Consider the following 20,376-nt stretch of genomic DNA (forward strand, 5'->3'; position numbering starts at 1 on the left):
TGTGCGACGCGTCTTGGGCGCAGGCTTGTCTGCGAGCGTACGAGCCTGCTCTGAACAAGACGTGCCCGGCACATTCATCATGAAAGGATCTTGATTTCATCTCAAATTAAATGAGTTTGTCTCATTATGTGCCTGGCCGGAAAATCCCCCTCATTCATTTTTGCATTCTGAGGGACAAGAGATGGCACTGGCACATAACCTGGGTTTTCCGCGTATCGGTCGCGACCGCGAACTGAAAAAAGCCCAGGAAGCCTTCTGGAAAGGTGAGTTGGACGAAGCCGGCCTGCGCAAGGTAGGCCGCGACTTGCGCGCGGCTCACTGGCAAGCCCAGAAGGATGCTGGCATCGAGCTGTTGCCCGTCGGCGATTTCGCCTGGTATGACCAGGTACTGACGCACTCGCTGACCTTCGGCGTCATCCCCGAGCGTTTCCGAGGCCATGACGGTGCCAAGCCCACCCTGCAAACCCTGTTCGCCATGGCCCGTGGCGTGGCGACCGGGCGCAGTGCCAATTGCTGCGGCGGTGCCCACGCCCAGGAAATGACCAAGTGGTTCGACACCAACTACCACTACTTGGTACCTGAGTTTACCGTCGATCAGCAATTCGCCCTGAGCTGGGAGCAGTTGTTCGAGGAAGTTGACGAAGCCAAGGCCTTGGGCCATGCCGCCAAACCGGTGGTGATCGGCCCGCTGACCTACTTGTGGCTGGGCAAGGCCAAAGGTGGCGACTTCGACAAGCTGGAGCTGCTCGACCGCTTGCTGCCGGTATACGACGAAATCCTTAACCGCCTGGCTGGTCAGGGTGTGGAGTGGGTGCAGATAGACGAGCCGATCCTGGTACTCGATCTGCCGCAGGAATGGAAAAACGCCTATGAGCGCGTCTACAACATCCTCCAGCGCGCCCCTTTGAAAAAACTGGTGGCCACCTATTTCGGCGGCCTGGAAGAAAACCTCGGCCTTGCCGCCAACCTGCCCGTCGACGGCCTGCATATCGACCTGGTGCGAGCGCCGGAGCAGTACCCGACCATCCTCGACCGCCTGCCGGCCTACAAGATACTCTCACTGGGCCTGGTCAACGGCCGCAACGTCTGGGCCTGCGATCTGGAGAAAGCCGTTGATGTACTGCGTCACGCTGCCGAGCGTCTGGGTGACCGCCTGTGGGTTGCACCATCCTGTTCGCTGTTGCACAGCCCCGTGGACCTGGGCCGTGAAGACCAGCTCGACACCGAGCTGAAAAGCTGGCTGGCCTTCGCCGTGCAGAAATGCCAGGAAGTCGCCGTGCTGGCCAAGGCCGTCAACCAACCGGACGCTGCCGAAGTTGCCGCCGCACTGGCGCGTAGCCGCGCCATCCAGGCTGGCCGCGCCAGCTCGCCACGTATCCACAAGCCTGCTGTACAGGCGCGGGTCCACGCTATAAAGCCTGGCGACAGCCAGCGCCAGTCGGCGTTCGGCCAGCGTATTGCCAAGCAGCGAGCCGGGCTGAACCTGCCAGCCTATCCGACCACCACTATCGGCTCTTTCCCGCAGACCCCTGCCATACGCCTGGCACGCCAGGCGTTTAAACAGGGCAAGTTGACCGAAGCTGATTACGTCGAAGCCATGCACAGTGAAATCCGCCATGCCGTACAGATCCAGGAAAACCTGGGCCTGGACGTACTGGTGCACGGCGAGGCCGAGCGCAACGACATGGTGGAATACTTTGCCGAGCAACTCGACGGCTACGTGTTCACCCGTTTTGGCTGGGTACAGAGCTATGGTTCGCGGTGCGTGAAGCCTGCGGTGATCTACGGTGACCTGAGCCGGCCTGAGGCGATGACCGTGGCCTGGATCCGCTATGCACAAGGGCTGACCCGCAAAGTCATGAAGGGCATGCTGACCGGCCCGGTGACCATGCTGATGTGGTCGTTCCCACGTGAGGATGTCAGCCGCGAAACCCAGGCCCGTCAACTGGCGCTGGCAATCCGCGATGAAGTGCTCGACCTGGAAGCAGCTGATATCAAGATCGTGCAGATCGACGAAGCAGCCTTCCGCGAAGGCCTGCCGCTGCGCCGCAGTGCCTGGCCTGCTTACCTCGAGTGGGCCACCGAGGCCTTCCGCCTTTGCGCTTCGGGCGTTCGTGACGAAACACAGATCCACACCCACATGTGCTACAGCGAATTCAACGATGTGATCGAGTCGATCGCTGCGATGGACGCAGACGTCATCACCATCGAGACATCGCGTTCGGACATGGAATTGCTGGAGGCGTTCGAGAAGTTCGACTACCCGAACGAGATCGGCCCAGGTGTGTATGACATTCACTCGCCACGCGTACCGAGCCGCGAGGAGATGGTCAAGTTGCTGCGCAAGGCAGCCCTGCGTATTCCGGCTGAGCGTCTGTGGGTCAACCCGGATTGCGGATTGAAAACCCGTGCCTGGCCCGAGACCGAGGCGGCGTTGGTGAACATGGTGGCAGCGGCTCGGGAGTTGCGCGCCACAGCCTGAGGATTTGCTGCTTGTACCACCCCCATCGGCGGCTTGCCGGCGATGGGGGCAATGCTGTCTGCGTTAAACCGTGATCAACGCTCGATCGCCAAAGCGACACCCTGGCCCCCGCCGATGCACAGCGTGGCCAACCCCTTCTTGGCGTCGCGCTTGATCATCTCGTGCAGCAAGGTCACCAGCACCCGGCACCCCGAGGCACCAATCGGGTGCCCAAGGGCAATTGCCCCGCCGTTGACGTTGACCCGCTCGGCATCCCACTCCAGCGCCTTGCCCACCGCCAGCGCCTGTGCGGCAAAGGCCTCGTTGGCCTCTATCAGGTCAAGCTCGGCCAATTGCCAGCCGGCCTTGTCCAGGCAACGCTGGGTGGCCGACACCGGGCCAATCCCCATGATTGCCGGGTCCACCCCCGCACTGGCGTAGCCGGCAATTTTGGCCAGTACCGGCAGGCCAAGGTCCTTGGCCTTGCCTGCACTCATCAGCAGCATCGCAGCGGCGCCGTCGTTTAGGCTGGAGGCGTTGCCAGCGGTGACGCTGCCGTCTTTCTTGAAGGCCGGGCGTAGCTTGGCCAAGGAATCAGCAGTGGTGTCAGGACGGGGCTGCTCGTCACGGTCAAAGACCTTTGGGTCGCCTTTTTTCTGCGGCATCACAATGGGTGTGATTTCGTCCACGAAGCGGCCGGCATCGATGGCGGCCACCGCCTTGCGCTGCGATTGGGCAGCAAACGCATCCTGCTGTTCACGGCTGATGCTGTACTTCTCCACCAGGTTTTCGGCGGTAATGCCCATGTGGTAGTCGTTGAAGGCATCCCACAGGCCGTCGGTGATCATGCTGTCGACCAACTGGCCATGGCCCATGCGCTGCCCGGTTCGCGCCGAAGGCATCACGTAGGGGGCCAGGCTCATGTTTTCCTGGCCTCCGGCGATTACCACCTCGGCATCACCGCAACGGATGGCTTGTGCAGCCAGGTGCAGGGCCTTGAGGCCCGAGCCGCAGACTTTGTTCAGGGTCAGCGCCGGTACACTGTAGGGCAGGCCGGCCTTGATCGCGGCCTGGCGAGCAGGGTTCTGCCCGGCGCCGGCGGTGAGTACCTGGCCGAGGATCACCTCGTCGACCTGTGCCGGGTCCAGCCCGGTCTGCTCCAGCAGGCGCTTGATCACGGCAGCGCCCAGGTCTACCGCGGGCACGTTGGCCAGGGCACCCTGGAAGCTGCCGATGGCGGTTCGGGTTGCGGCGACGATGACCACGTCGTTCATGTTGTTGTTCTCCGTGTGCAGGTGGGCGCCCAGCGGGCGCAGTGCCACCAGCTTCGGCGGGTTTGGCTCATTTGTTAAGTTTGTTTTTCTTTGCCATTGATGTGAAAAACCAATCAATGGCTCCGGGGCTGGTGTCCGGTCTTTGGTCTTAACCACCGAATCTTGCCAGCGCCAGAGTGTTCATCGGGGGCGCATCGTTTTGCATCCCTTTGATCACCCCGTAATATGTGTCGGATAACCTGTGGGGGTAGTCTCACCCTCTGATCAATCGGAATCGCCCGAGGCGGCGCTTCCCCGGCATAAACCTGACGAGGTACAGACATTGGCCATCATTCATCCTAAGGTTCGCGGTTTCATCTGCACCACGACTCACCCGAAGGGCTGCGAGCTGAACGTCCGTGACCAGATCGAAGCCACCCGCAAGCTGGGCGTGCGCGAGGATGGCCCGAAGAAGGTCCTGGTCATTGGTGCATCCAGCGGCTACGGCCTGGCGGCACGCATTACCGCCGCCTTCGGCTTCAAGGCCGATACCCTGGGCGTGTTCTTCGAAAAACCAGGCACCGAGACCAAGGCTGGCACTGCCGGCTGGTACAACGCTGCTGCCTTCGACAAGTTCGCCAAGGCCGAGGGCCTGTACAGCAAGTCGATCAACGGTGACGCTTTCTCCGATGAAGCCCGTGCCAAGGTCATCGAGCTGATCAAGAACGAAATGGGCGGTCAGGTCGACCTGGTCATCTACTCCCTGGCCTCGCCGGTGCGCAAGCTGCCGCAGACCGGTGAAGTGATCCGCTCCGCGCTCAAGCCGATCGGCCAGCCGTACAAGTCGACCGCCATCGATACCAATAAGGACACCATCATCGAGGCCAGCATCGAGCCGGCCACCGAGCAGGAAATCGCTGACACCGTCACCGTCATGGGCGGCCAGGACTGGGAACTGTGGATCGACGCCTTGAACGCCGCGGGCGTGCTCGCACCACAGGCTCGCACCGTGGCCTTCAGCTATATCGGTAGTGACATCACCTGGCCGATCTACTGGCACGGCGCCCTGGGCAAGGCCAAGCAGGACCTGGACGAAACCGCCCAGCGCCTGGCCGGCAAGGTCGGTGGCAGCGCCAACGTGGCCGTGCTCAAGTCGGTGGTCACCCAGGCCAGTTCGGCCATTCCGGTGATGCCGCTGTACCTGTCGATGGTCTTCAAGATCATGCAGGAGAAGGGCGTTCACGAAGGTACCCAGGACCAGCTGGACCGCATGTTCCGTGATCGCATGTACCGTGCTGACGGCTCCCCGGCGGAGCTGGACGAAAAGGGCCGCCTGCGCCTGGACGACTGGGAACTGCGCGACGATGTGCAGGGCGCCTGCAAGGCCCTTTGGCCGCAAGTGACCACCGAGAACCTGTTCGAACTGACCGACTACGCCGGTTACAAGAAGCAGTTCCTCAACCTGTTCGGCTTCGAGCGCGCTGACGTCAACTACGACGAAGATGTGGCGACCGAGGTGAAGTTCGACTGCGTCGAGCTGTAAGCCCCTTGGCTTGTACCGGCCCCGCGAAAGGGTCGGTACAGCCCTCTAATTTTTTGCTAGCGTTGGCGCACAACAACAGGAAGCGCGCCATGAGCAGCCTCACCCAACCGGCCACGCCTTTTCGCCAGACCACAGCCGACGGCTACAGCCTTGGTGGTTTCTACTGGCGCCACGCCCAGGCCAATCCCCAGCGCCCGCTGGTGATCATCAATGCCGCCACGTCCGTGCGCTGCCGTTACTACGCCCGCTTTGCCGATTACCTGTTCGCCCAAGGCTGCGACGTGTTGACCTATGACTACCGCGGTATCGGCGAATCCCGGCCGCCTTCCTTGCGCGGTTTCCAGGCCTCCTGGAGCGACTGGGGCAGGCTGGATTTCGAAGCCATGCTGGCGCACGCCGCCCAGGCATTTCCCTGCCAGCCGGTGGATGTCGTGGGGCACAGCTTCGGCGGTTGCGCTGTAGGGCTGGCGCCGTCTGCCGGGCGGATCAGGCGGGTGGTGATGGTGGGTGCGCAGTTCGCCTACTGGCGCGACTATGCGGCTGATCAGCGATGGCGGCTGTTCGGCAAGTGGCACGTGGCGATGCCGTTGCTGACCCGTGTGTTCGGTTACTTCCCCGGCAAACGCCTGGGCTGGATGGAAGACACACCTGCAGGTGTGGTGCAGGACTGGACCACCCGTACAGCGCGCTATGAGCAAAGGCCCAGCGGGCGCACGTTGGAGCGTTTGCCGTTTGCCCAGGTGCGTGCGGCGACGTTGGCGATCAGCCTGGCCGATGACCCGTTTGGCACGGTGGCCGCTACAGAGCGATTGCTAGGTTATCTGGAAGGCGCCGAGCGTCGGCATCTGCGGATCGCACCTGCGGATATCGCGGCCGAGGACATTGGCCACTTCGCGTTTTTCCATGACCGGTTCCGCGAGAGCCTGTGGCCGATTGCGCTGGCGTGGTTGCAGCGCGGCGGGTTGCCGGCCGACGGGCCGGGGCAGATCATCAGCTGATGGGGCCTGCCCGGCCCGGCAGTATCAGGCGTTGCGCGAAAGCGGCTGCGCGGTGAACTTCACACCTGCCAGGCCATGCGCGATCAGCGCACGGATGTTGCCATGGTCAGTGCCCTCAGGCGTGGCCGCCACGTCACGGTAGTGCTCGCCGAAGGCCAGCAGCGCCTCCTGGTCGCTCAGGCCTTCCAGCAGGGCCAGGCCCAGCGTCTTGCACGAGCCTTCGTTCTGCCCGGCGGCGTTTTCCACGCCACCGTTGGTGAAAGCCTGTGGCTGGTAGCTGTAGTTGGCAGCGATGAACGCCAGGGTGTCGGCAAAGGCGTGTTTGCCGCTGGCCAGGCTGGCGCGCAGGGTGTTCAGATCAGTCACGAGGTTTTCCTTTTTCAAACGCCGCTTGCTGGTCGGCGCTGGCTTCTTTCTGGTACTGGGTTTTCCATTCGGCGTAGGGCATGCCATACACCGCTTCACGGGCGTCATCCAGGCTGATGTCGACCTGGCGTTCGTCGGCCGCGGCCTTGTACCACTTGGACAGGCAGTTGCGGCAGAAACCTGACAGGTTCATCAGGTCGATGTTCTGCACATCGGTGCGGTTCTGCAGGTGTGCGACCAGGCGCCGGAAGGCGGCGGCCTCGAGTTCGAGTTGTTCTTGCGCAGTCATGGGCTTCTCTCAGGTCATGCGATTCTTCAGGTGGCGGCCACCGTTGATGACCACCTGGCTGCCGGTGCTGTATTGGCTTTCGAGCAGGTATTTGACCGTCTCGATCAGCGGGCCGGCGCCGGGTTCGAATTCCAGCAGGGCCTTTTTCAGGGTCTGCTGGCGATAGGCTTCGTCGCCCCCTTCCTTGAGGATCAGCAGCCCAGGCAGGATACCGTTGACGTGTACCTTGGGCGCATATTTTTCGGCAAACGACAGCACCATGTTCTGCAGCGCTGCCTTGGTGGCGGCATAGCCGATATGGCTCTTGCTGCCCCGCGAGGAGGTTTCGTCGCAGATGTGGATGATATCGGCCTTGTCGACCTTGTTCAGCAAATCACCCAGCGCCAGGTTCAGGTGGTAGGGCGCCTCGACGTGGAGGCGGAACATGGTCTGCAGGTTGTCCAGGCCATCGTCGAGCCAAAGAGAAGCGTTGTGGATGATTGCGCGCAGCCCATCGTAGTGCTGCTGCAGGTGGTCGATCAGCGCCTGGCGGTCGGCCGCCAGGCAAAGGTCGGCCTGGAACTGCACGATGTTAGGGTGCGCAGGCTGGGGCTGGACGCTGCGGCTGGCACTGACCACGGTATGGCCGGCCTCTGCCAGCTCAAGGGCCAAGGCCAGCCCGACGCGCTGGCTGGCTCCGGTAACGAGAATTGGGCTGTTCATGTGCGGGCGGTCAACTTGTCTTTCCTGTCGTTGCCGCCCAGCATACCCGAACTGTTTCCCTCTTGTATGGCCTGGCCTCAGCGGCTGCGCAGTGCGGCGCCTGAGGGGGGAGAGGCATGAAGCCAACCGGCCAGCAGGCGGGTGGAGAGCGGGATGAACAGGTACACCATCAGCGGCGTCAGTGCCAGGGTGCTGAGCATCACGCGCGGCACCAGTTCAAATTCGGTCAGCCAGTGGCCGAAGAGCACATTGAACAGCAGCGAGACGGGAAAAAATGCCAGCCAGATCGCGACCGCCTGTTTCCAGCGTGGTGGTTTTTGCACTGTATTGGTGCCAAACCAGTCATCGATGCCACTGACGCGCCTCTCTTTGGGGCGCTCGAACAGGCCGTTGCCACGTTGCAGCCAGGCGCGGCGCGACGCGGAATGCTCCCAGGCATGCAGGGTGGGCTCGTCGCTGAAGCGGAAAATGATCTGGAATTCATCGCTGTCGCGCGGCGGTGCGAGGATGCCTGAACCGAGGTAGCCGGGGAAGTCGGTGGCCAACTGCTCGCCTTCGTGCAGCCAGGCCAGCAGGTCCTGGTAGCGGCCATGGGCGGCGCGACGCGACACCATCAGGGTGACGGGTGGGGTAGACATCGTGTATCTCCTGGCGACGGGGCTGGCGGGTAGCCGGCCCCTTGGCTGCGTGGCCCGGGGTGGTGGGCGACGCAAGCGTCTATGCAAGAATCGGGCGCGGATTATGGCTGATCGCTCGTTATTGGCAACTGTCTGCTACTGAGGGTGGTTAACCTGCGACGTTTCCTCTCGTAGTAGACTGCACCTCCAATTTATTGCGCACAGGTCATTCAGTGCAGATGGACAATCAGGGACTTACAGCGGAAGTCGAAGCAGGCCTGCAGCATCAGGACCTGTTCCCGATACGTGAAGTTTCCCGGCTCACCGGGGTCAATGCCGTGACTCTGCGTGCCTGGGAGCGGCGCTATGGGCTGATCCAGCCAACACGCACCGACAGTGGCCACCGCCTTTATTCGCTGGCTGACATCGAAGATATCCGGCGCATTCTTGGATGGCTGGAGCGCGGTGTGGCGGTCAGCAAGGTCGGCAGTATCCTGGCGCGTGACCAGGCGAACGTGCATGACGCGTTTGCAGCCGATTCTGCCATCCGCTGGCAGGCGCAATTGCGCGAGGCAGTGCAACGCTTCGATGCCGAGAGCCTTGACCGGTTGTTCGACCAGGTGTTTGCCTGCATCAATCAGGACCAGGTTTTCGCTGATGTGTTCATGCCCGTCTGGCACGACCTGGCGGCTGGGCAAGGTGCGTTCGGCCAGGCCAGCGAGTGGCTGTTCCTCGATCAGTTTTTGCGTGCCCGGGTGTTCTCGCGCCTGCAGCTCACGCGTCGGCAGCGCAGCCGCTGCGTGCTTCTGGCACCGTTGCCGGGGCAGTGCCTGGAACTGGAACTGCTGGTCACCGGCCTGTTGTTGTGCAGCGATGATGTCGGTGTAACGCTGTTGATGCCTGGGCAGCCGCTGGATGAGTTGGCGGTCGTCTCTGGAAAGCTTAGGCCCGATGCTTTGGTACTGTTCTCCAACCACGCGCCGACAGCTGAGCTCAGCAAGCGCTTGAGGCGCCTGGCTGCCGGGCTTGAGTGCCCATTGCTACTGGCGGGGGAGGCTGCCGAAATGGCCCAGGAAAGCCTGGCCGGCAGCCCGGTGGCGTGCCTGGGTGCAGAGGTAAGCCTGATGCGACGGCGCTTGCGGCAATACCTGGCCGGTCAGCTCGACAGCTGAGCGTGCAACTCCGGGTGGGCCTGAAGATGAGCTTGCAGAATGTATTCACGCAAGCGCTCGGTTTCTTGCGCCGAGCTGCGGCTGAGGTCGTAGGCAGCGAGATCCGGGCCAATACGCCGGCGTAGCCTGCCGTGCAGTACGATGGCCGGGATACCCCCTGGCGCGAAGCGCAGGTCGAAGCGCGAAGGCGCTTCGGGCAGGCCGCGAATTTCCAGAAGCGCCCCTTTGAAAGAAATCTCGCGCACGAAGAGCCCGCTGACCTTGCCCTGCGCATCCAGCAGCGCAGTGGGCTGGTCCATCGACAGGCGCCAAGGGCGCAACATCGGGCCGTCTTCGTAGATTTCCGGCGAGCCGATCTGCAGGTGCACGGCGTGGAACTCGTCCTCCACCAGGTGCAGGGGGAAGTTGATCTGCTGGTTGTTGAACTGTGCCTGCAGGGTGACTTGCTCGTTGGCCACCAGCCGAGCCAGCAACGACTGAATACGTCGGTCGCCATTGACCAGCAGGCTCGACATCGGGTCGGTCTGGTTCAATTGCGGGGAATGCTGCATGTCCTGGATGAAATCCAGCTCGTCCTGGGTCAAAAGCGCATTGGCGTGCATGATCGAACTCGGAGTTGACGGCTTCTTCAACGGGATTGACTCTGCCTTAAGCGCTTGGTTCCGGGCGCTTGTCGAAATTCCGACGAACGTGCATCTCAGCCAGTTCACGTTCCAGCTCGACCTGGCGGCTGACATCCTTCTGGATGCCGATGAAATACGTGCGATGATCGGCATCGCATTTCACCGGCGTGATCGACAACTCGTTCCAGAAGGCGCTGCCGTCCTTGCGGTAGTTGCGCAGGACTTCGCGGCATGGACGGCCTTCGGCCAGCGCCTTGCGGATGCGTGCACGGGCAAGTTGGTCCCGGTCATCGCCCTGCAGGAAACGGCAATCCTGGTAAAGGATCTCGTCGCGGCTGTAGCCGGTCAGGCGCTCGAACGCCGGATTGACGTAGATCAGAATGGTGTCATCGCCTTCCTGTTCGGCGACCACGATGCCGTCGTTGGACGCATCGACCATCGATTGCAGCAGTTGTGCGTTGATCATGTCCGGGCCAGTAGGCAAAGGGGGCATAGGTTAGGCGGCCTTTTGCCACCGTCGGATGCTAGTATCCTACGTTTTCACTCAGTTTCGGAATCCATCTCTCGATGAAAATCGCCATTATTTCCGGCTCCGTGTACGGTACTGCCGAAGAAGTTGCCCGTCATGCCGAGTCGCTGCTCAAGGCTGCAGGCCATGATGCCTGGCACGCTGCCCGCGCCACCCAACAGGATCTCGAAGGTTTTGCGCCAGAAGCGTTGCTGGCAGTGACCTCCACCACCGGCATGGGTGAGCTGCCGGACAACCTCATGCCGCTGTACAGCAGCATCCGTGACACCCTGCCCGCAGCCTGGCGTGGCTTGCCGGGGGCGGTCATTGCTTTGGGCGATTCCAGTTATGGCGATACTTACTGCGGCGGTGGCGAGCAGTTGCGTGAGCTGTTTGCCGAACTGGGTGTGCGTGAACTGCAGCCGATGCTCAAGCTCGATGCCAGCGAGACAGTAACCCCGGAGACTGACGCCGAACCGTGGTTGGCAGCATTTGCCCAGGCCCTGACGGCCTGAAGTTGTGGTGGCGAGCCTTTCGGCTGTGACCGTTCGTGCCACTGACTCGCTCGGTCATCAAGCTGGCTGTCAACGCAAGTTTCACCGAGTGGGCGGCTGACTAGACTCAGCCTCGACATAGAGAGCACATGTATGTGCCGAGGTGACATGCAATGAACGCAGCCTTGCCCTATAACCACAACCGTTGCATACCGGGACGAACCTGATGCCTTTGGCCGAGATACCATTGTGCGTCTGGCGTACCCGGAGTCAGTGTTTTTCATTCCGGGGCCAGAGCATACGCTACTGGTCCGCAGGGCAAGGAGAGCCTCTGCTGCTGTTGCATGGATTCCCGACGGCAAGTTGGGATTGGCATTACCTCTGGACGCCGCTGGCCCAGCGCTTTCGCCTCATCGCCTGCGACATGCTCGGCTTTGGCGATTCGGCCAAGCCGCTCAACCATGGCTACAGCCTGATCGAGCAAGCAGACCTGCAGCAGGCCTTGCTCGCCCACCTCGAGGTCGACCAGCCTGTGCACCTGCTGGCACACGATTACGGCGGCAGTGTGGCCCAAGAGTTGCTGGCTCGACACCATGAACAGCGTGCGGACATCGCCAGTTGCGTGTTCCTCAACAGCGGTCTGTTCCCTGAAAGCTGCCGGGTGCTGTTGATACAGAAGTTGCTGCTCAGCCGCCTGGGTTGGCTGGTGGCGCGTTCGTTCGGGCGCGACGACCTGGTGCGCAACGTCAGCCAGGTCTATGGGCCGTGCACTCACCCCAGCGAAAGCGCGCTGGATGACTTCTGGAGCCTGATCGCTTCCAACGGCGGCACTCGCATCCTGCACAAACTGGTAGGTTTCGTGACCGAGCGCAGGCTGCATCGCGAACGCTGGGTGGGTGCGCTGCAGCGCGAGGGCGTGCCGCTGCGTTTTATCAACGGCGTGGTCGATCCGCTTAGCGGAGCGCAGATGGTCGAGCGTTACCGGCAACTGGTGCCCAACCCGGACATCGTGCAATTGCAGGGCATTGGCCATTACCCGCACACCGAAGCCCCTGCGCAGGTATTGCGCCACTACCTGGCCTTTCGCGAACAGCCGCTGAGCTACCTCCCGCAAAAAATGGCCTGGTCCTGAGCGACTGACATCGTTGCGCGTTATCGCCTGGCATTCAGCCTGAGTGAGCTTGATTGTCCGCTGGCAGGTGCTGGTGGACACTCGAGTCCTTCAACCTATCTGGAGCCAGGAGCATGAGCGAGCCGGTACGTCTGCAAGACCGTGTGGTGATCGTCACAGGGGCCGGTGGTGGCCTGGGCCGCGCCCATGCACTGCTGTTCGCCGCGCGTGGCGCCAAGGTGGTGGTCAACGATCTTGGGGGGTCTACCCACGGGGAAGGCGCCAGCGCTTCAGCGGCCGATCGGGTTGTCGATGAGATCTGCGCCGCTGGAGGCATGGCTGTGGCCAATCACGACTCCGTTGGTGACGGCGCACGCATCGTCGAACAGGCGCTGGACTGTTTTGGGCGGGTCGATGTGCTGGTGAACAATGCCGGCATCCTGCGCGACAAGACCTTCCACAAGATGGACGACAGCGATTGGGATCAGGTTTACCAAGTCCATGTCGAGGGCGCCTACAAGGTCACCCGCGCTGCCTGGCCCCATTTACGCGAGCAGAACTGGGGGCGGGTGATCTTCACCGCTTCGACCTCTGGGATCTATGGCAACTTCGGCCAGGCCAATTACGGCATGGCCAAGCTTGGCTTATATGGCTTGACCCGTACCCTGGCCATCGAAGGGCGCAAACACGGCGTGTTGGTCAATGCCATCGCGCCTACCGGTGGCACGCGCATGACCGAAGGGCTGATACCGGCACAGGTGTTCGAACGCCTCAAGCCTGAACTGGTCAGCCCCCTGGTGGTTTACCTGGGTAGCGAGCAGTGTCAGAGCAGCGGTGAGCTGTTCGAGGTGGGCGGGGGCTGGATTGGCAAGGTGCGCTGGGAGCGTAGCCTGGGTGTCGGCTTCGACCCGAGGGAAGGTTTTAGCCCTGAGCAGGTGGCTGACAGCTGGGCGCAGATTGGTGATTTCGCTGAGGCGATACACCCGCAGGACAGCTTGCAGGCGTTGCAGCAGATGATGGCGAACCTGCAGCAGTATCCGCTGCAGCGTCCTTGAGATCGAGCTCCATCGCGGTCGGCGCTCGGTCTGCTGGCCGCCAGAACAGTCAAGGCATGCGCCACCAACGCACTGTAAACAACCGACAAAAAAAAGCCGCTGCAAGCGCAGCGGCCAATCGAGACGTCAGATCAAGGAGCTTCAAAATCAACGTCGGTGAACCTCGCAGGCCTGAAAGGCGGGGGGAGTGCCCTTCATGCCGGCCAGTGATTCAAGAATAAGCGCTTGATCCGGCAGGAAAAATAGCCGCTTGCGACATTCACCTTTACGTTTCAGGCAACAGTGCCACAGCCCGTCTCAGGCCTTCGGTGCGTAACCCATGCGCCAGCTGGTATCACGCGCTGCTGCCAGCAGGCGCTGCGCCGCCGGCCCATGTTCATCGGCGTGAAAGATCGAGGTCGGCCCTACCACGGTCATCACCGCGGCGATCTGCCCCATGGCATTGAACACGGGGGCCGAGAGCGCATCCACGCCCGGCATCAGCAAACCGTGCACATGGTGCAGGCCCCGTTCGCGAATGCCTGCCAGCAGCCGGTCGTAATCGCTCGCGCTTTGCTGCAGCACGGCCAGTTCCTTGTCGCGCAGCTCCAGGGTTTCGCGCTCAGGCAAGTACGCGGCAAACACCAGCCCGGTAGAGGAACTGAGCAGCGGCAACACCGAGCCGATCTGGGTCACCACCGTCACCGCCCGTACAGCAGGCTCGATGCTGACCACCGTTGCTCCCTGATTGCCCCACACGGCGATGAAGCAGCTTTCGTTGAGCTCGTCGCGAAGCTGCGACAAGGGCAGCGCCGCCAGCTTCAGCACATCAATGCTGCCCAACGCTGCCAGCCCCACGCGCAATGCTTCACGGCCAAGCCCGTAGTGGTTGGTGGCCGCATCCTGCTCGGCAAAACCACTGGCAATGAGTGCTTGCAGGTAACGGTGCACTTTGCTCGCGGGCATCTGCACGTGCTCGGCCAACCGCGACAGGGAGGTGGACGGCGAGAGCTCGGCGAGGGCCTTGAGGATGTCGGTGCCGACTTCCGCCGAGCGGACCTTCTGCTTGCCGTTGTCGGTGGGGGAGCTGGCTTTGGCCATGGGTTGGGTTTTCCGGATTCGTCGAGTCGCGCCTTTATAGCTTGACGGGTTGCACGGAGCAAATTACGTTATTCGTAATCTGATTACGATAAAAACAAAATCCGGAGGCATCGATGAACCGCGACACGTCGCCCGACCTTCAGTACCTGAGCGGCTTCGGCAATGAGTTCGCCAGTGAAGCCCTGCCCGGGGCCCTGCCCGTCGGGCAAAATTCTCCGCAGAAGGCCCCCTACGGCCTGTATGCCGAGCTACTGTCGGGTACGGCGTTCACCATGGCGCGCAGCGAACTGCGCCGGACCTGGCTGTATCGCATTCGCCCGTCCGCCCTGCACCCGCGCTTTGAACGGCTGGCGCGTCAGCCACTGAACGGGCCGCTGGGCGGCGTCACCCCCAATCGCCTGCGTTGGAACCCTCAACCGCTCCCAACTGAACCGACTGACTTCATCGAAGGCTGGCTGCCGATGGTGGCCAATTCGGCTGCGGACAAACCGGCGGGGGTGAGTGTCTATATCTACTGCGCCAACCGCTCGATGGAACGGGTGTTCTTCAACGCTGACGGTGAACTGCTGATAGTGCCGGAGCAGGGCCGCCTGCGCATCGCCACTGAGCTGGGGCTGCTGGAGGTCGAGCCGCAGGAAATCGCCGTGGTACCGCGCGGCATGAAGTTTCGCGTCGAACTGCCTGATGGCCAGGCCCGGGGCTACATTGCCGAGAACCACGGCGCGCCGTTGCGCCTGCCGGACCTGGGTCCGATCGGCAGCAACGGGCTGGCCAACCCCCGAGACTTCCTGGCCCCGGTAGCGCACTACGAGGAGGCTGAAGGCCCGGTACAGCTGGTGCAGAAGTTTCTGGGTGAACACTGGGCCTGCGAGCTGCAGCACTCACCACTGGACGTGGTCGCCTGGCACGGCAGTAACGTGCCCTACAAGTATGACCTGCGTCGTTTCAACACCCTCGGCACGGTCAGCTTCGATCACCCCGATCCGTCGATCTTCACCGTATTGACGTCACCGACCAGCGTGCATGGTCTGGCCAACATGGACTTCGTGATCTTCCCTCCGCGCTGGATGGTGGCCGAGAACACCTTCCGTCCACCGTGGTTCCACCGCAACCTGATGAACGAATTCATGGGCCTGATCAGCGGTGCCTACGATGCCAAGGCCGAAGGTTTCCTGCCCGGTGGCGCTTCGCTGCACGGTGTAATGAGCGCCCACGGGCCCGATGCCGAGACCTGCGAAAAAGCCATTGCCGCCGACCTCGCACCGCACAAGATCGACAACACCATGGCCTTCATGTTCGAGACCAGCCAGGTGCTGCGCCCGAGCCTGCAGGCGCTCGAGTGCCCGCAGTTGCAGGCCGACTACGATAGTTGCTGGGCCACCTTGCCGAGCACCTTCAACCCGAACCGGAGATAACCCATGAACCAGTCCGCCATTGCCCGTAGCTGGGTCGAGCACGCCAACGGGCACAGCGACTTCCCGCTGCAGAACCTGCCGTTGGGCATCTTCAGCCGCCCAGGTGAAACGCTGCGCTGCGGCGTTGCCATCGGTGATGCGATTCTCGACCTGGAGGCCGTGCTGGCTGCCGGGCTGTTCGAAGGCCAGGCCAAGGCCGCCGTGGAGGCTACCCGTGGTGGCGCGCTGAACGCCTTTTTCGCCCTCGGCCGAGAGGCCCGCGTGGCGTTGCGCGAGCGGTTGTTGGCGCTGTTGGGCGAACACAGCGAGCATCAGGCTGTGCTCAAGGGCGCGCTGCATCCTGCCAGTGATTGCCAGTTGCATTTGCCAGCCAAGGTCGGCGACTACACCGATTTCTACGTAGGCATCCAGCACGCTACCAACGTCGGCAAGCTGTTCCGCCCCGATAACCCACTGCTGCCCAACTACAAGTACGTTCCGATCGGCTACCACGGCCGCGCCTCGACGCTGCGCCCGTCAGGCACCGATGTACGCCGCCCCAAGGGCCAGACGCTACCCGCCGGGCACACCGAACCGAGCTTCGGCCCGTGCGCGCGCCTGGATTACGAACTTGAGCTGGGTATCTGGATTGCCCGGGGTAACGAGATGGGACAGGCGATTCCGATCGCTGAAGCCGATCAGCACCTGGCTGGCCTGTGCCTGCTCAACGATTGGTCGGCGCGTGATATCCAGGCCTGGGAATACCAGCCGCTGGGGCCGTTCCTGTCCAAGAGCTTCATCACCACGCTGTCGCCCTGGGTGGTCACCGCCGAGGCCCTGGAGCCTTTCCGCTGCGCCCAGCCGGCGCGCCCGCAAGGTGATCCACAACCGTTGCCCTACCTGCTTGACCCGCGTGACCAGGCCAGTGGCGCCTTCGACATCGAGCTGGAAGTGCTGCTGATCACCGAGCGCATGCGTGAGCAGGGCTTGCCGGCCCACCGCCTGGCGCTGAGCAACACCCTGAACATGTACTGGACAGTGGCGCAGCTGATTGCCCATCACAGTGTCAACGGCTGCCAGTTGCAGCCAGGCGACCTGTTCGGCTCGGGCACGCTGTCCGGCGCTTCGCCCGATGCCTACGGCAGCCTGCTGGAGACCACCTTGGGTGGCAAGCAGCCGGTGGAGCTGGCCAGTGGCGAGCAGCGCAAGTTCCTCGAGGACGGCGATGAGATCATCCTGCGTGCCCGTTGCAAGCGTGACGGTGTGGCCAGCATCGGCTTTGGTGAGTGCCGCGGCAAGATCATCGCCGCTAACTGAGGGAGCAGGGCAATGGAGCTGTACACCTACTACCGTTCCACCTCCTCCTACCGGGTGCGCATTGCCCTGGCGCTCAAGGGCCTGGATTACCAGGCCCTGCCTGTCAATCTGCTCAAGGGCGAGCAGCGCGGTACCGAGTATGGAGCGGTGAATCCGCAGGGCCGGGTACCGGCTCTACGCACCGACGATGCCCAACTGCTGGTGCAGTCACCGGCGATCATCGAGTACCTGGAAGAGGTTTATCCACAGCCTGCACTGTTGCCCAGTGGCGCTGCAGCGAGGGCCAAGGTGCGCGGTGTGGCGGCGATCATAGGTTGCGATATCCATCCGTTGCACAACGTCAGTGTGCTCAACCAGTTGCGCCAGTTGGGCCATGACGAGGCACAGGTCAACCAGTGGATTGCCCACTGGATTGGCCAAGGCCTGGCGGCTGTAGAGCAGCTGATCGGCGATGATGGTTACTGCTTTGGTGAGGCGCCGGGGCTGGCGGACGTCTATCTGGTTCCGCAGCTCTATGCCGCCGAGCGCTTCAACATCGGCCTTGGCAGCTATCCGCGTATCAGCCGGGTTGCGGCATTGGCCGCCAGGCATGCTGCATTCGCCAAAGCGCATCCGTCCTGCCAGCCGGATACCCCGGCTCAGTGAATCGAACGGTTCGCCAGCGGTAGCTGGCCGATACGTTCGGACAGCTTCAGGCGCTGGACCGGATCCTCGGTGAGCAGCAAGGCATGCTCCAGGTCGAAGCGTTCGGCCTGCGGGCAGTCGAGGTGTTGGTAGAGCGAGGCGCGGGTCATGTAGTCGCTGACTTGCACCGGGCCCAGCTGCATGACCCGTTCGGCGTCGATCAGCGCGGCCAGGTGGTTGTCATTGCTGATATGCAGCTGGCGCAAATTACGCGAAAGGCGCTGCAGCATCTGGGCCGGGCTGGCCGTGCGCAGGTGCTCGGCTGTCAGCGGCACATGGGGGCCAAACTGGCGGGCCAGCAACTCGCGGCAATCATTGGGATACAGGCGCCGGCCACCGCAAGGGTCGAGCAGGTGATCGGCACCGGGTACGCGCAGCAGAAAGTGCCCTGGGAATGCCACACCCTCCAGTGCTATGGACAGGCGCCGGGCCAGCTCCAGGGTGATGATGGCTAGCGCCAGCGGTTGGCCCCGGCGGCGCTGCAAAACCCTGTCCATCAGTGCCGCCTGCGGGCGCAGTGGGTGGAATTCATCCTGCTGGAAGCCCAGCGCATTGAGTTGGCGTAGCAGTGGCTGAGCCAGCTCGCACACCGGCAGCATCGGCAGGCTGGCACTGATTTCGGCTTGCAGGTTGTGCAGGCTGGCAAGGCTGGTTGCGGGCTCGACCTTGCGATCGTGCTCGGCGGCAATCCACAAGGCAGCTTCCAGCAAGGCGACCGGTTCGCGTTCCAGGCAGGCCAGGCAGGCTTGGCGTGGGTTCATGGGGGCATCTCCGCATACCCTTGAGTAATAGCGCTGGCGTCGTGATTCGTCCAGTGGTCCGGTCGCAGCTTGGTGTGCATGTGGATGCCTATACTGCTAGGAGCACCTCCCAGGGGAGCCCGCCGATGTTCGCGCTGATGCAAAGCACCCGCACTCAGTCACTACACCTCTTCACCGACCCGAAAACCGGCCTCAAGGCTGTGGTGGCCATTCATAACGAGATTCGAGGCCCGGCGCTGGGAGGTTGCCGCTACCTGCCCTATGCAGACGACGAGAGCGCCATGGCCGATGCCATCCGACTGGCGCAAGGCATGAGCTACAAGGCGGCGCTGGCCGGGCTGGCATTGGGGGGTGGCAAGGCGGTGGTCATGCGCAACCCGCACGTGGAAAATCGCGCGGCGCTGTTCGAGACCCTGGGGCACTTCATCGATACCCTGCAGGGGCGTTTCATCATCGCTGTGGACAGCGGCACCTCCACGCTGGACATGGATTGCATCGCCCAGAGTACGCCCCATGTGACCAGCACAACGGCCTCGGGTGATCCCTCGCCGCATGCGGCCATGGGGGTATTCGCCGGCATCCGTGCAACCTGCCTGGCCCGCTTGGGCAGCAGCGACCTCAAAGGCTTGCGCATTGCGGTGCAAGGCCTGGGCAATGTGGGTTACGCACTGGCCGAGCAATTGTACGCAGCAGGTGCCGAGTTGCTGGTGAGTGATCTGGACCCCGGTCGGGTGCGGCTGGCGGTGGAGCAGTTCAACGCCCATCCGGTGACCAACGATGCCTTGATCAGTACGCCCTGCGATATTTTTGCGCCATGTGGCGTGGGCCCGGTGCTCAATGGCCAGACGGTGATGCAACTGCGCTGCGCTGCGGTGGCAGGTGCGGCGAACAACCAGCTGACCACCTTGCAAGTGGCTGACCAGCTGGAGGCTCGCGGGATTCTTTATGCCCCGGACTACGTGATCAATGCCGGTGGTTTGATCTACGTGGCAATGAAGCACCGCGGCGAGGAGCTGGGCACCATCACCGCGCACCTGGCACGGATCCCGACGCGCCTGACCGAGGTGTACGCTCATGCTCAGGCCGAGAAGCGCTCGCCTGCGCGCGTGGCGCAAATGCTGGCGGAGCGGTTGCTATACGGCTGAAGCCGCACGGCGGCCCGGCCGTCGACATCATTTTGCAGCATCAGCTTCCAACAACTCACTCAACGCGTCCGGCTGGCTCTTGAATGCCCGCGCGAACACGTCGCGGTTCTTCGCCATGTAAATGCCGGCTTCCTCGACCTGCTGCTCGGTCAGCGAAGGCACCGCCTTGTGCAGCACCTCGGCCAGGCGCTCGGCCAGTTCGAGCATCTTGTCGTGACGATCTGCTTCGGCCTTATCCATGAACAAGCGCTCCGGGTCGCGGCTGCTGCGGTACACCACTTCGACGGCCATTCATCACCTCTGTGCCTTTTTGCGGTTGGTTTATCGATTACTGTATGCGCATACAGTAATGGCAATGGCACCTCAGGTGCAACCCTTGCCGCAAAAAAGCGTAGCCCACAGGTGCCTTGCGGCAATCGGCCGCCTTCCAAAGCAGGGGCCTGGCCCTTTAACTGCATGGCACAAGCGTCACACGCGTGACGCATCATCCTTCATGTCGTATCGGGGAATCACACATCGTGAACATCAAATGGGCAGAAAAGCTGCGCAAGGGCCTGCATGGCTCGGCCGACTCGCTGGGCAATCTGTGTGTAGAGGGGTTTCACTACCTTGCCCTGTTCGGCATCGGCGCCATTACCGCCTACGCGGCGGTGATGACGTTCCTGGACATGCTCGGCAAGGGCGGCATCAGCGTCGATGACATCCTGCTGCTGTTCATCTACCTGGAGCTTGGGGCGATGGTCGGGATCTATTTCAAGACCAACACACCAATACTAACACACCGTAGCCGCCTCACGGCTTAG

The 20,376-nt window shown here is 62.5% G+C and carries 22 protein-coding genes; 12 read left to right on the plus strand and 10 right to left on the minus strand.

The genetic code is table 11. From position 1 onward, the window contains the following. The first annotated feature begins 181 nt into the window (after positions 1-181). Positions 182-2,482 carry a 5-methyltetrahydropteroyltriglutamate--homocysteine S-methyltransferase gene (gene metE / locus JET17_RS04065; RefSeq protein WP_012312730.1) on the plus strand — a complete coding sequence of 767 codons (2,301 nt, stop codon included), beginning with the start codon at positions 182-184 and terminating at the stop codon, positions 2,480-2,482. Between the two features lie 74 nt (positions 2,483-2,556). Here the strand turns inward: metE and JET17_RS04070 are convergent, their stop codons facing one another. After that, positions 2,557-3,735, minus strand: coding sequence for an acetyl-CoA C-acetyltransferase (locus JET17_RS04070; protein WP_012312731.1), 1,179 nt, complete (start codon positions 3,733-3,735; stop codon positions 2,557-2,559). A 322-nt stretch (positions 3,736-4,057) separates the two neighbouring features. Here JET17_RS04070 and fabV point away from each other — a divergent pair, with 322 nt between their 5' ends. Both fabV and JET17_RS04080 read left to right on the plus strand, forming a co-directional pair. Further along, entirely contained in the window at positions 4,058-5,257 is a 1,200-nt protein-coding gene (fabV, locus tag JET17_RS04075) for an enoyl-ACP reductase FabV (protein WP_012312732.1), read from the plus strand. Between the two features lie 89 nt (positions 5,258-5,346). Beyond that, on the plus strand, positions 5,347-6,255 hold the full coding sequence (locus JET17_RS04080; RefSeq protein ID WP_012312733.1) for an alpha/beta fold hydrolase: 909 nt from the start codon (positions 5,347-5,349) through the stop codon (positions 6,253-6,255). Positions 6,256-6,279: 24 nt separating this feature from the next. Here JET17_RS04080 and JET17_RS04085 read toward each other — a convergent pair whose 3' ends face one another. From JET17_RS04085 to JET17_RS04100, 4 genes are all read right to left on the minus strand, one after another. Continuing rightward, positions 6,280-6,621, minus strand: a complete 342-nt coding sequence (locus JET17_RS04085; protein ID WP_012312734.1) for a HopJ type III effector protein — start codon at positions 6,619-6,621, stop codon at positions 6,280-6,282. Further along, positions 6,614-6,910 (minus strand): DUF1244 domain-containing protein, encoded by a 297-nt coding sequence (locus JET17_RS04090; RefSeq protein WP_012312735.1) that lies wholly within the window; start codon positions 6,908-6,910, stop codon positions 6,614-6,616. Before JET17_RS04090 ends, JET17_RS04085 begins: the two co-directional genes overlap by 8 nt. Positions 6,911-6,919: 9 nt before the next feature. Beyond that, the gene (gene folM / locus JET17_RS04095; RefSeq protein ID WP_012312736.1) at positions 6,920-7,612 is read right to left on the minus strand and encodes a dihydromonapterin reductase; all 693 of its coding nucleotides are present in this window, start codon (positions 7,610-7,612) and stop codon (positions 6,920-6,922) included. Positions 7,613-7,689: 77 nt separating this feature from the next. Beyond that, positions 7,690-8,250 (minus strand): antibiotic biosynthesis monooxygenase, encoded by a 561-nt coding sequence (locus JET17_RS04100; RefSeq protein WP_012312737.1) that lies wholly within the window; start codon positions 8,248-8,250, stop codon positions 7,690-7,692. Positions 8,251-8,468: 218 nt separating this feature from the next. Here JET17_RS04100 and JET17_RS04105 point away from each other — a divergent pair, with 218 nt between their 5' ends. Further along, complete coding sequence (locus tag JET17_RS04105; RefSeq protein WP_012312738.1) at positions 8,469-9,401, plus strand: MerR family transcriptional regulator; 933 nt, start codon at positions 8,469-8,471, stop codon at positions 9,399-9,401. Here the strand turns inward: JET17_RS04105 and JET17_RS04110 are convergent. After that, a complete protein-coding gene (locus JET17_RS04110) occupies positions 9,386-10,003 on the minus strand; it encodes a hypothetical protein (RefSeq protein WP_012312739.1) in 618 nt (205 codons plus the stop codon). The genes JET17_RS04105 and JET17_RS04110 overlap by 16 nt on opposite strands. A gap of 46 nt (positions 10,004-10,049) precedes the next feature. Next, entirely contained in the window at positions 10,050-10,490 is a 441-nt protein-coding gene (locus tag JET17_RS04115; protein ID WP_042111161.1) for a PAS domain S-box protein, read from the minus strand. Positions 10,491-10,591: 101 nt separating this feature from the next. Between JET17_RS04115 and JET17_RS04120 the strand changes: the two genes are divergently transcribed. From JET17_RS04120 to JET17_RS04130, 3 genes are all read left to right on the plus strand, one after another. Next, positions 10,592-11,047 (plus strand): flavodoxin, encoded by a 456-nt coding sequence (locus JET17_RS04120; RefSeq protein ID WP_012312741.1) that lies wholly within the window; start codon positions 10,592-10,594, stop codon positions 11,045-11,047. A 205-nt stretch (positions 11,048-11,252) separates the two neighbouring features. Beyond that, positions 11,253-12,158, plus strand: a complete 906-nt coding sequence (locus tag JET17_RS04125) for an alpha/beta fold hydrolase (protein WP_012312742.1) — start codon at positions 11,253-11,255, stop codon at positions 12,156-12,158. Between the two features lie 113 nt (positions 12,159-12,271). Next, positions 12,272-13,192 carry an SDR family oxidoreductase gene (locus JET17_RS04130; protein WP_012312743.1) on the plus strand — a complete coding sequence of 307 codons (921 nt, stop codon included), beginning with the start codon at positions 12,272-12,274 and terminating at the stop codon, positions 13,190-13,192. A 297-nt stretch (positions 13,193-13,489) separates the two neighbouring features. Here JET17_RS04130 and JET17_RS04135 read toward each other — a convergent pair whose 3' ends face one another. Continuing rightward, positions 13,490-14,272, minus strand: coding sequence for an IclR family transcriptional regulator (locus tag JET17_RS04135; protein WP_012312744.1), 783 nt, complete (start codon positions 14,270-14,272; stop codon positions 13,490-13,492). Positions 14,273-14,385: 113 nt separating this feature from the next. Between JET17_RS04135 and hmgA the strand changes: the two genes are divergently transcribed. Genes hmgA through maiA form a run of 3 tightly spaced genes read left to right on the plus strand, consistent with a single transcriptional unit; the run spans position 14,386 to position 17,628 of the window. Continuing rightward, on the plus strand, positions 14,386-15,687 hold the full coding sequence (gene hmgA, locus JET17_RS04140) for a homogentisate 1,2-dioxygenase (RefSeq protein ID WP_012312745.1): 1,302 nt from the start codon (positions 14,386-14,388) through the stop codon (positions 15,685-15,687). Between the two features lie 3 nt (positions 15,688-15,690). After that, entirely contained in the window at positions 15,691-16,983 is a 1,293-nt protein-coding gene (fahA, locus tag JET17_RS04145) for a fumarylacetoacetase (RefSeq protein WP_012312746.1), read from the plus strand. Between the two features lie 12 nt (positions 16,984-16,995). Then, positions 16,996-17,628, plus strand: a complete 633-nt coding sequence (maiA, locus tag JET17_RS04150; RefSeq protein ID WP_012312747.1) for a maleylacetoacetate isomerase — start codon at positions 16,996-16,998, stop codon at positions 17,626-17,628. Here the strand turns inward: maiA and JET17_RS04155 are convergent. Next, a complete protein-coding gene (locus JET17_RS04155) occupies positions 17,622-18,428 on the minus strand; it encodes a SirB1 family protein (protein WP_012312748.1) in 807 nt (268 codons plus the stop codon). The genes maiA and JET17_RS04155 overlap by 7 nt on opposite strands. A gap of 125 nt (positions 18,429-18,553) precedes the next feature. Between JET17_RS04155 and JET17_RS04160 the strand changes: the two genes are divergently transcribed. Then, on the plus strand, positions 18,554-19,573 hold the full coding sequence (locus JET17_RS04160; protein ID WP_012312749.1) for a Glu/Leu/Phe/Val dehydrogenase family protein: 1,020 nt from the start codon (positions 18,554-18,556) through the stop codon (positions 19,571-19,573). Positions 19,574-19,600: 27 nt separating this feature from the next. On the opposite strand, the gene JET17_RS04165 is transcribed toward JET17_RS04160, so the two are convergent. Further along, the gene (locus tag JET17_RS04165) at positions 19,601-19,864 is read right to left on the minus strand and encodes a YebG family protein (RefSeq protein WP_012312750.1); all 264 of its coding nucleotides are present in this window, start codon (positions 19,862-19,864) and stop codon (positions 19,601-19,603) included. Between the two features lie 227 nt (positions 19,865-20,091). On the opposite strand from JET17_RS04165, the gene JET17_RS04170 reads away from it, so the two are divergent. After that, positions 20,092-20,376 (plus strand): phosphate-starvation-inducible PsiE family protein, encoded by a 285-nt coding sequence (locus JET17_RS04170; protein ID WP_012312751.1) that lies wholly within the window; start codon positions 20,092-20,094, stop codon positions 20,374-20,376.

It is taken from the genome of Pseudomonas putida, from assembly GCF_016406145.1.
Classification (GTDB): Bacteria; Pseudomonadota; Gammaproteobacteria; order Pseudomonadales; family Pseudomonadaceae; genus Aquipseudomonas; species Aquipseudomonas putida_E.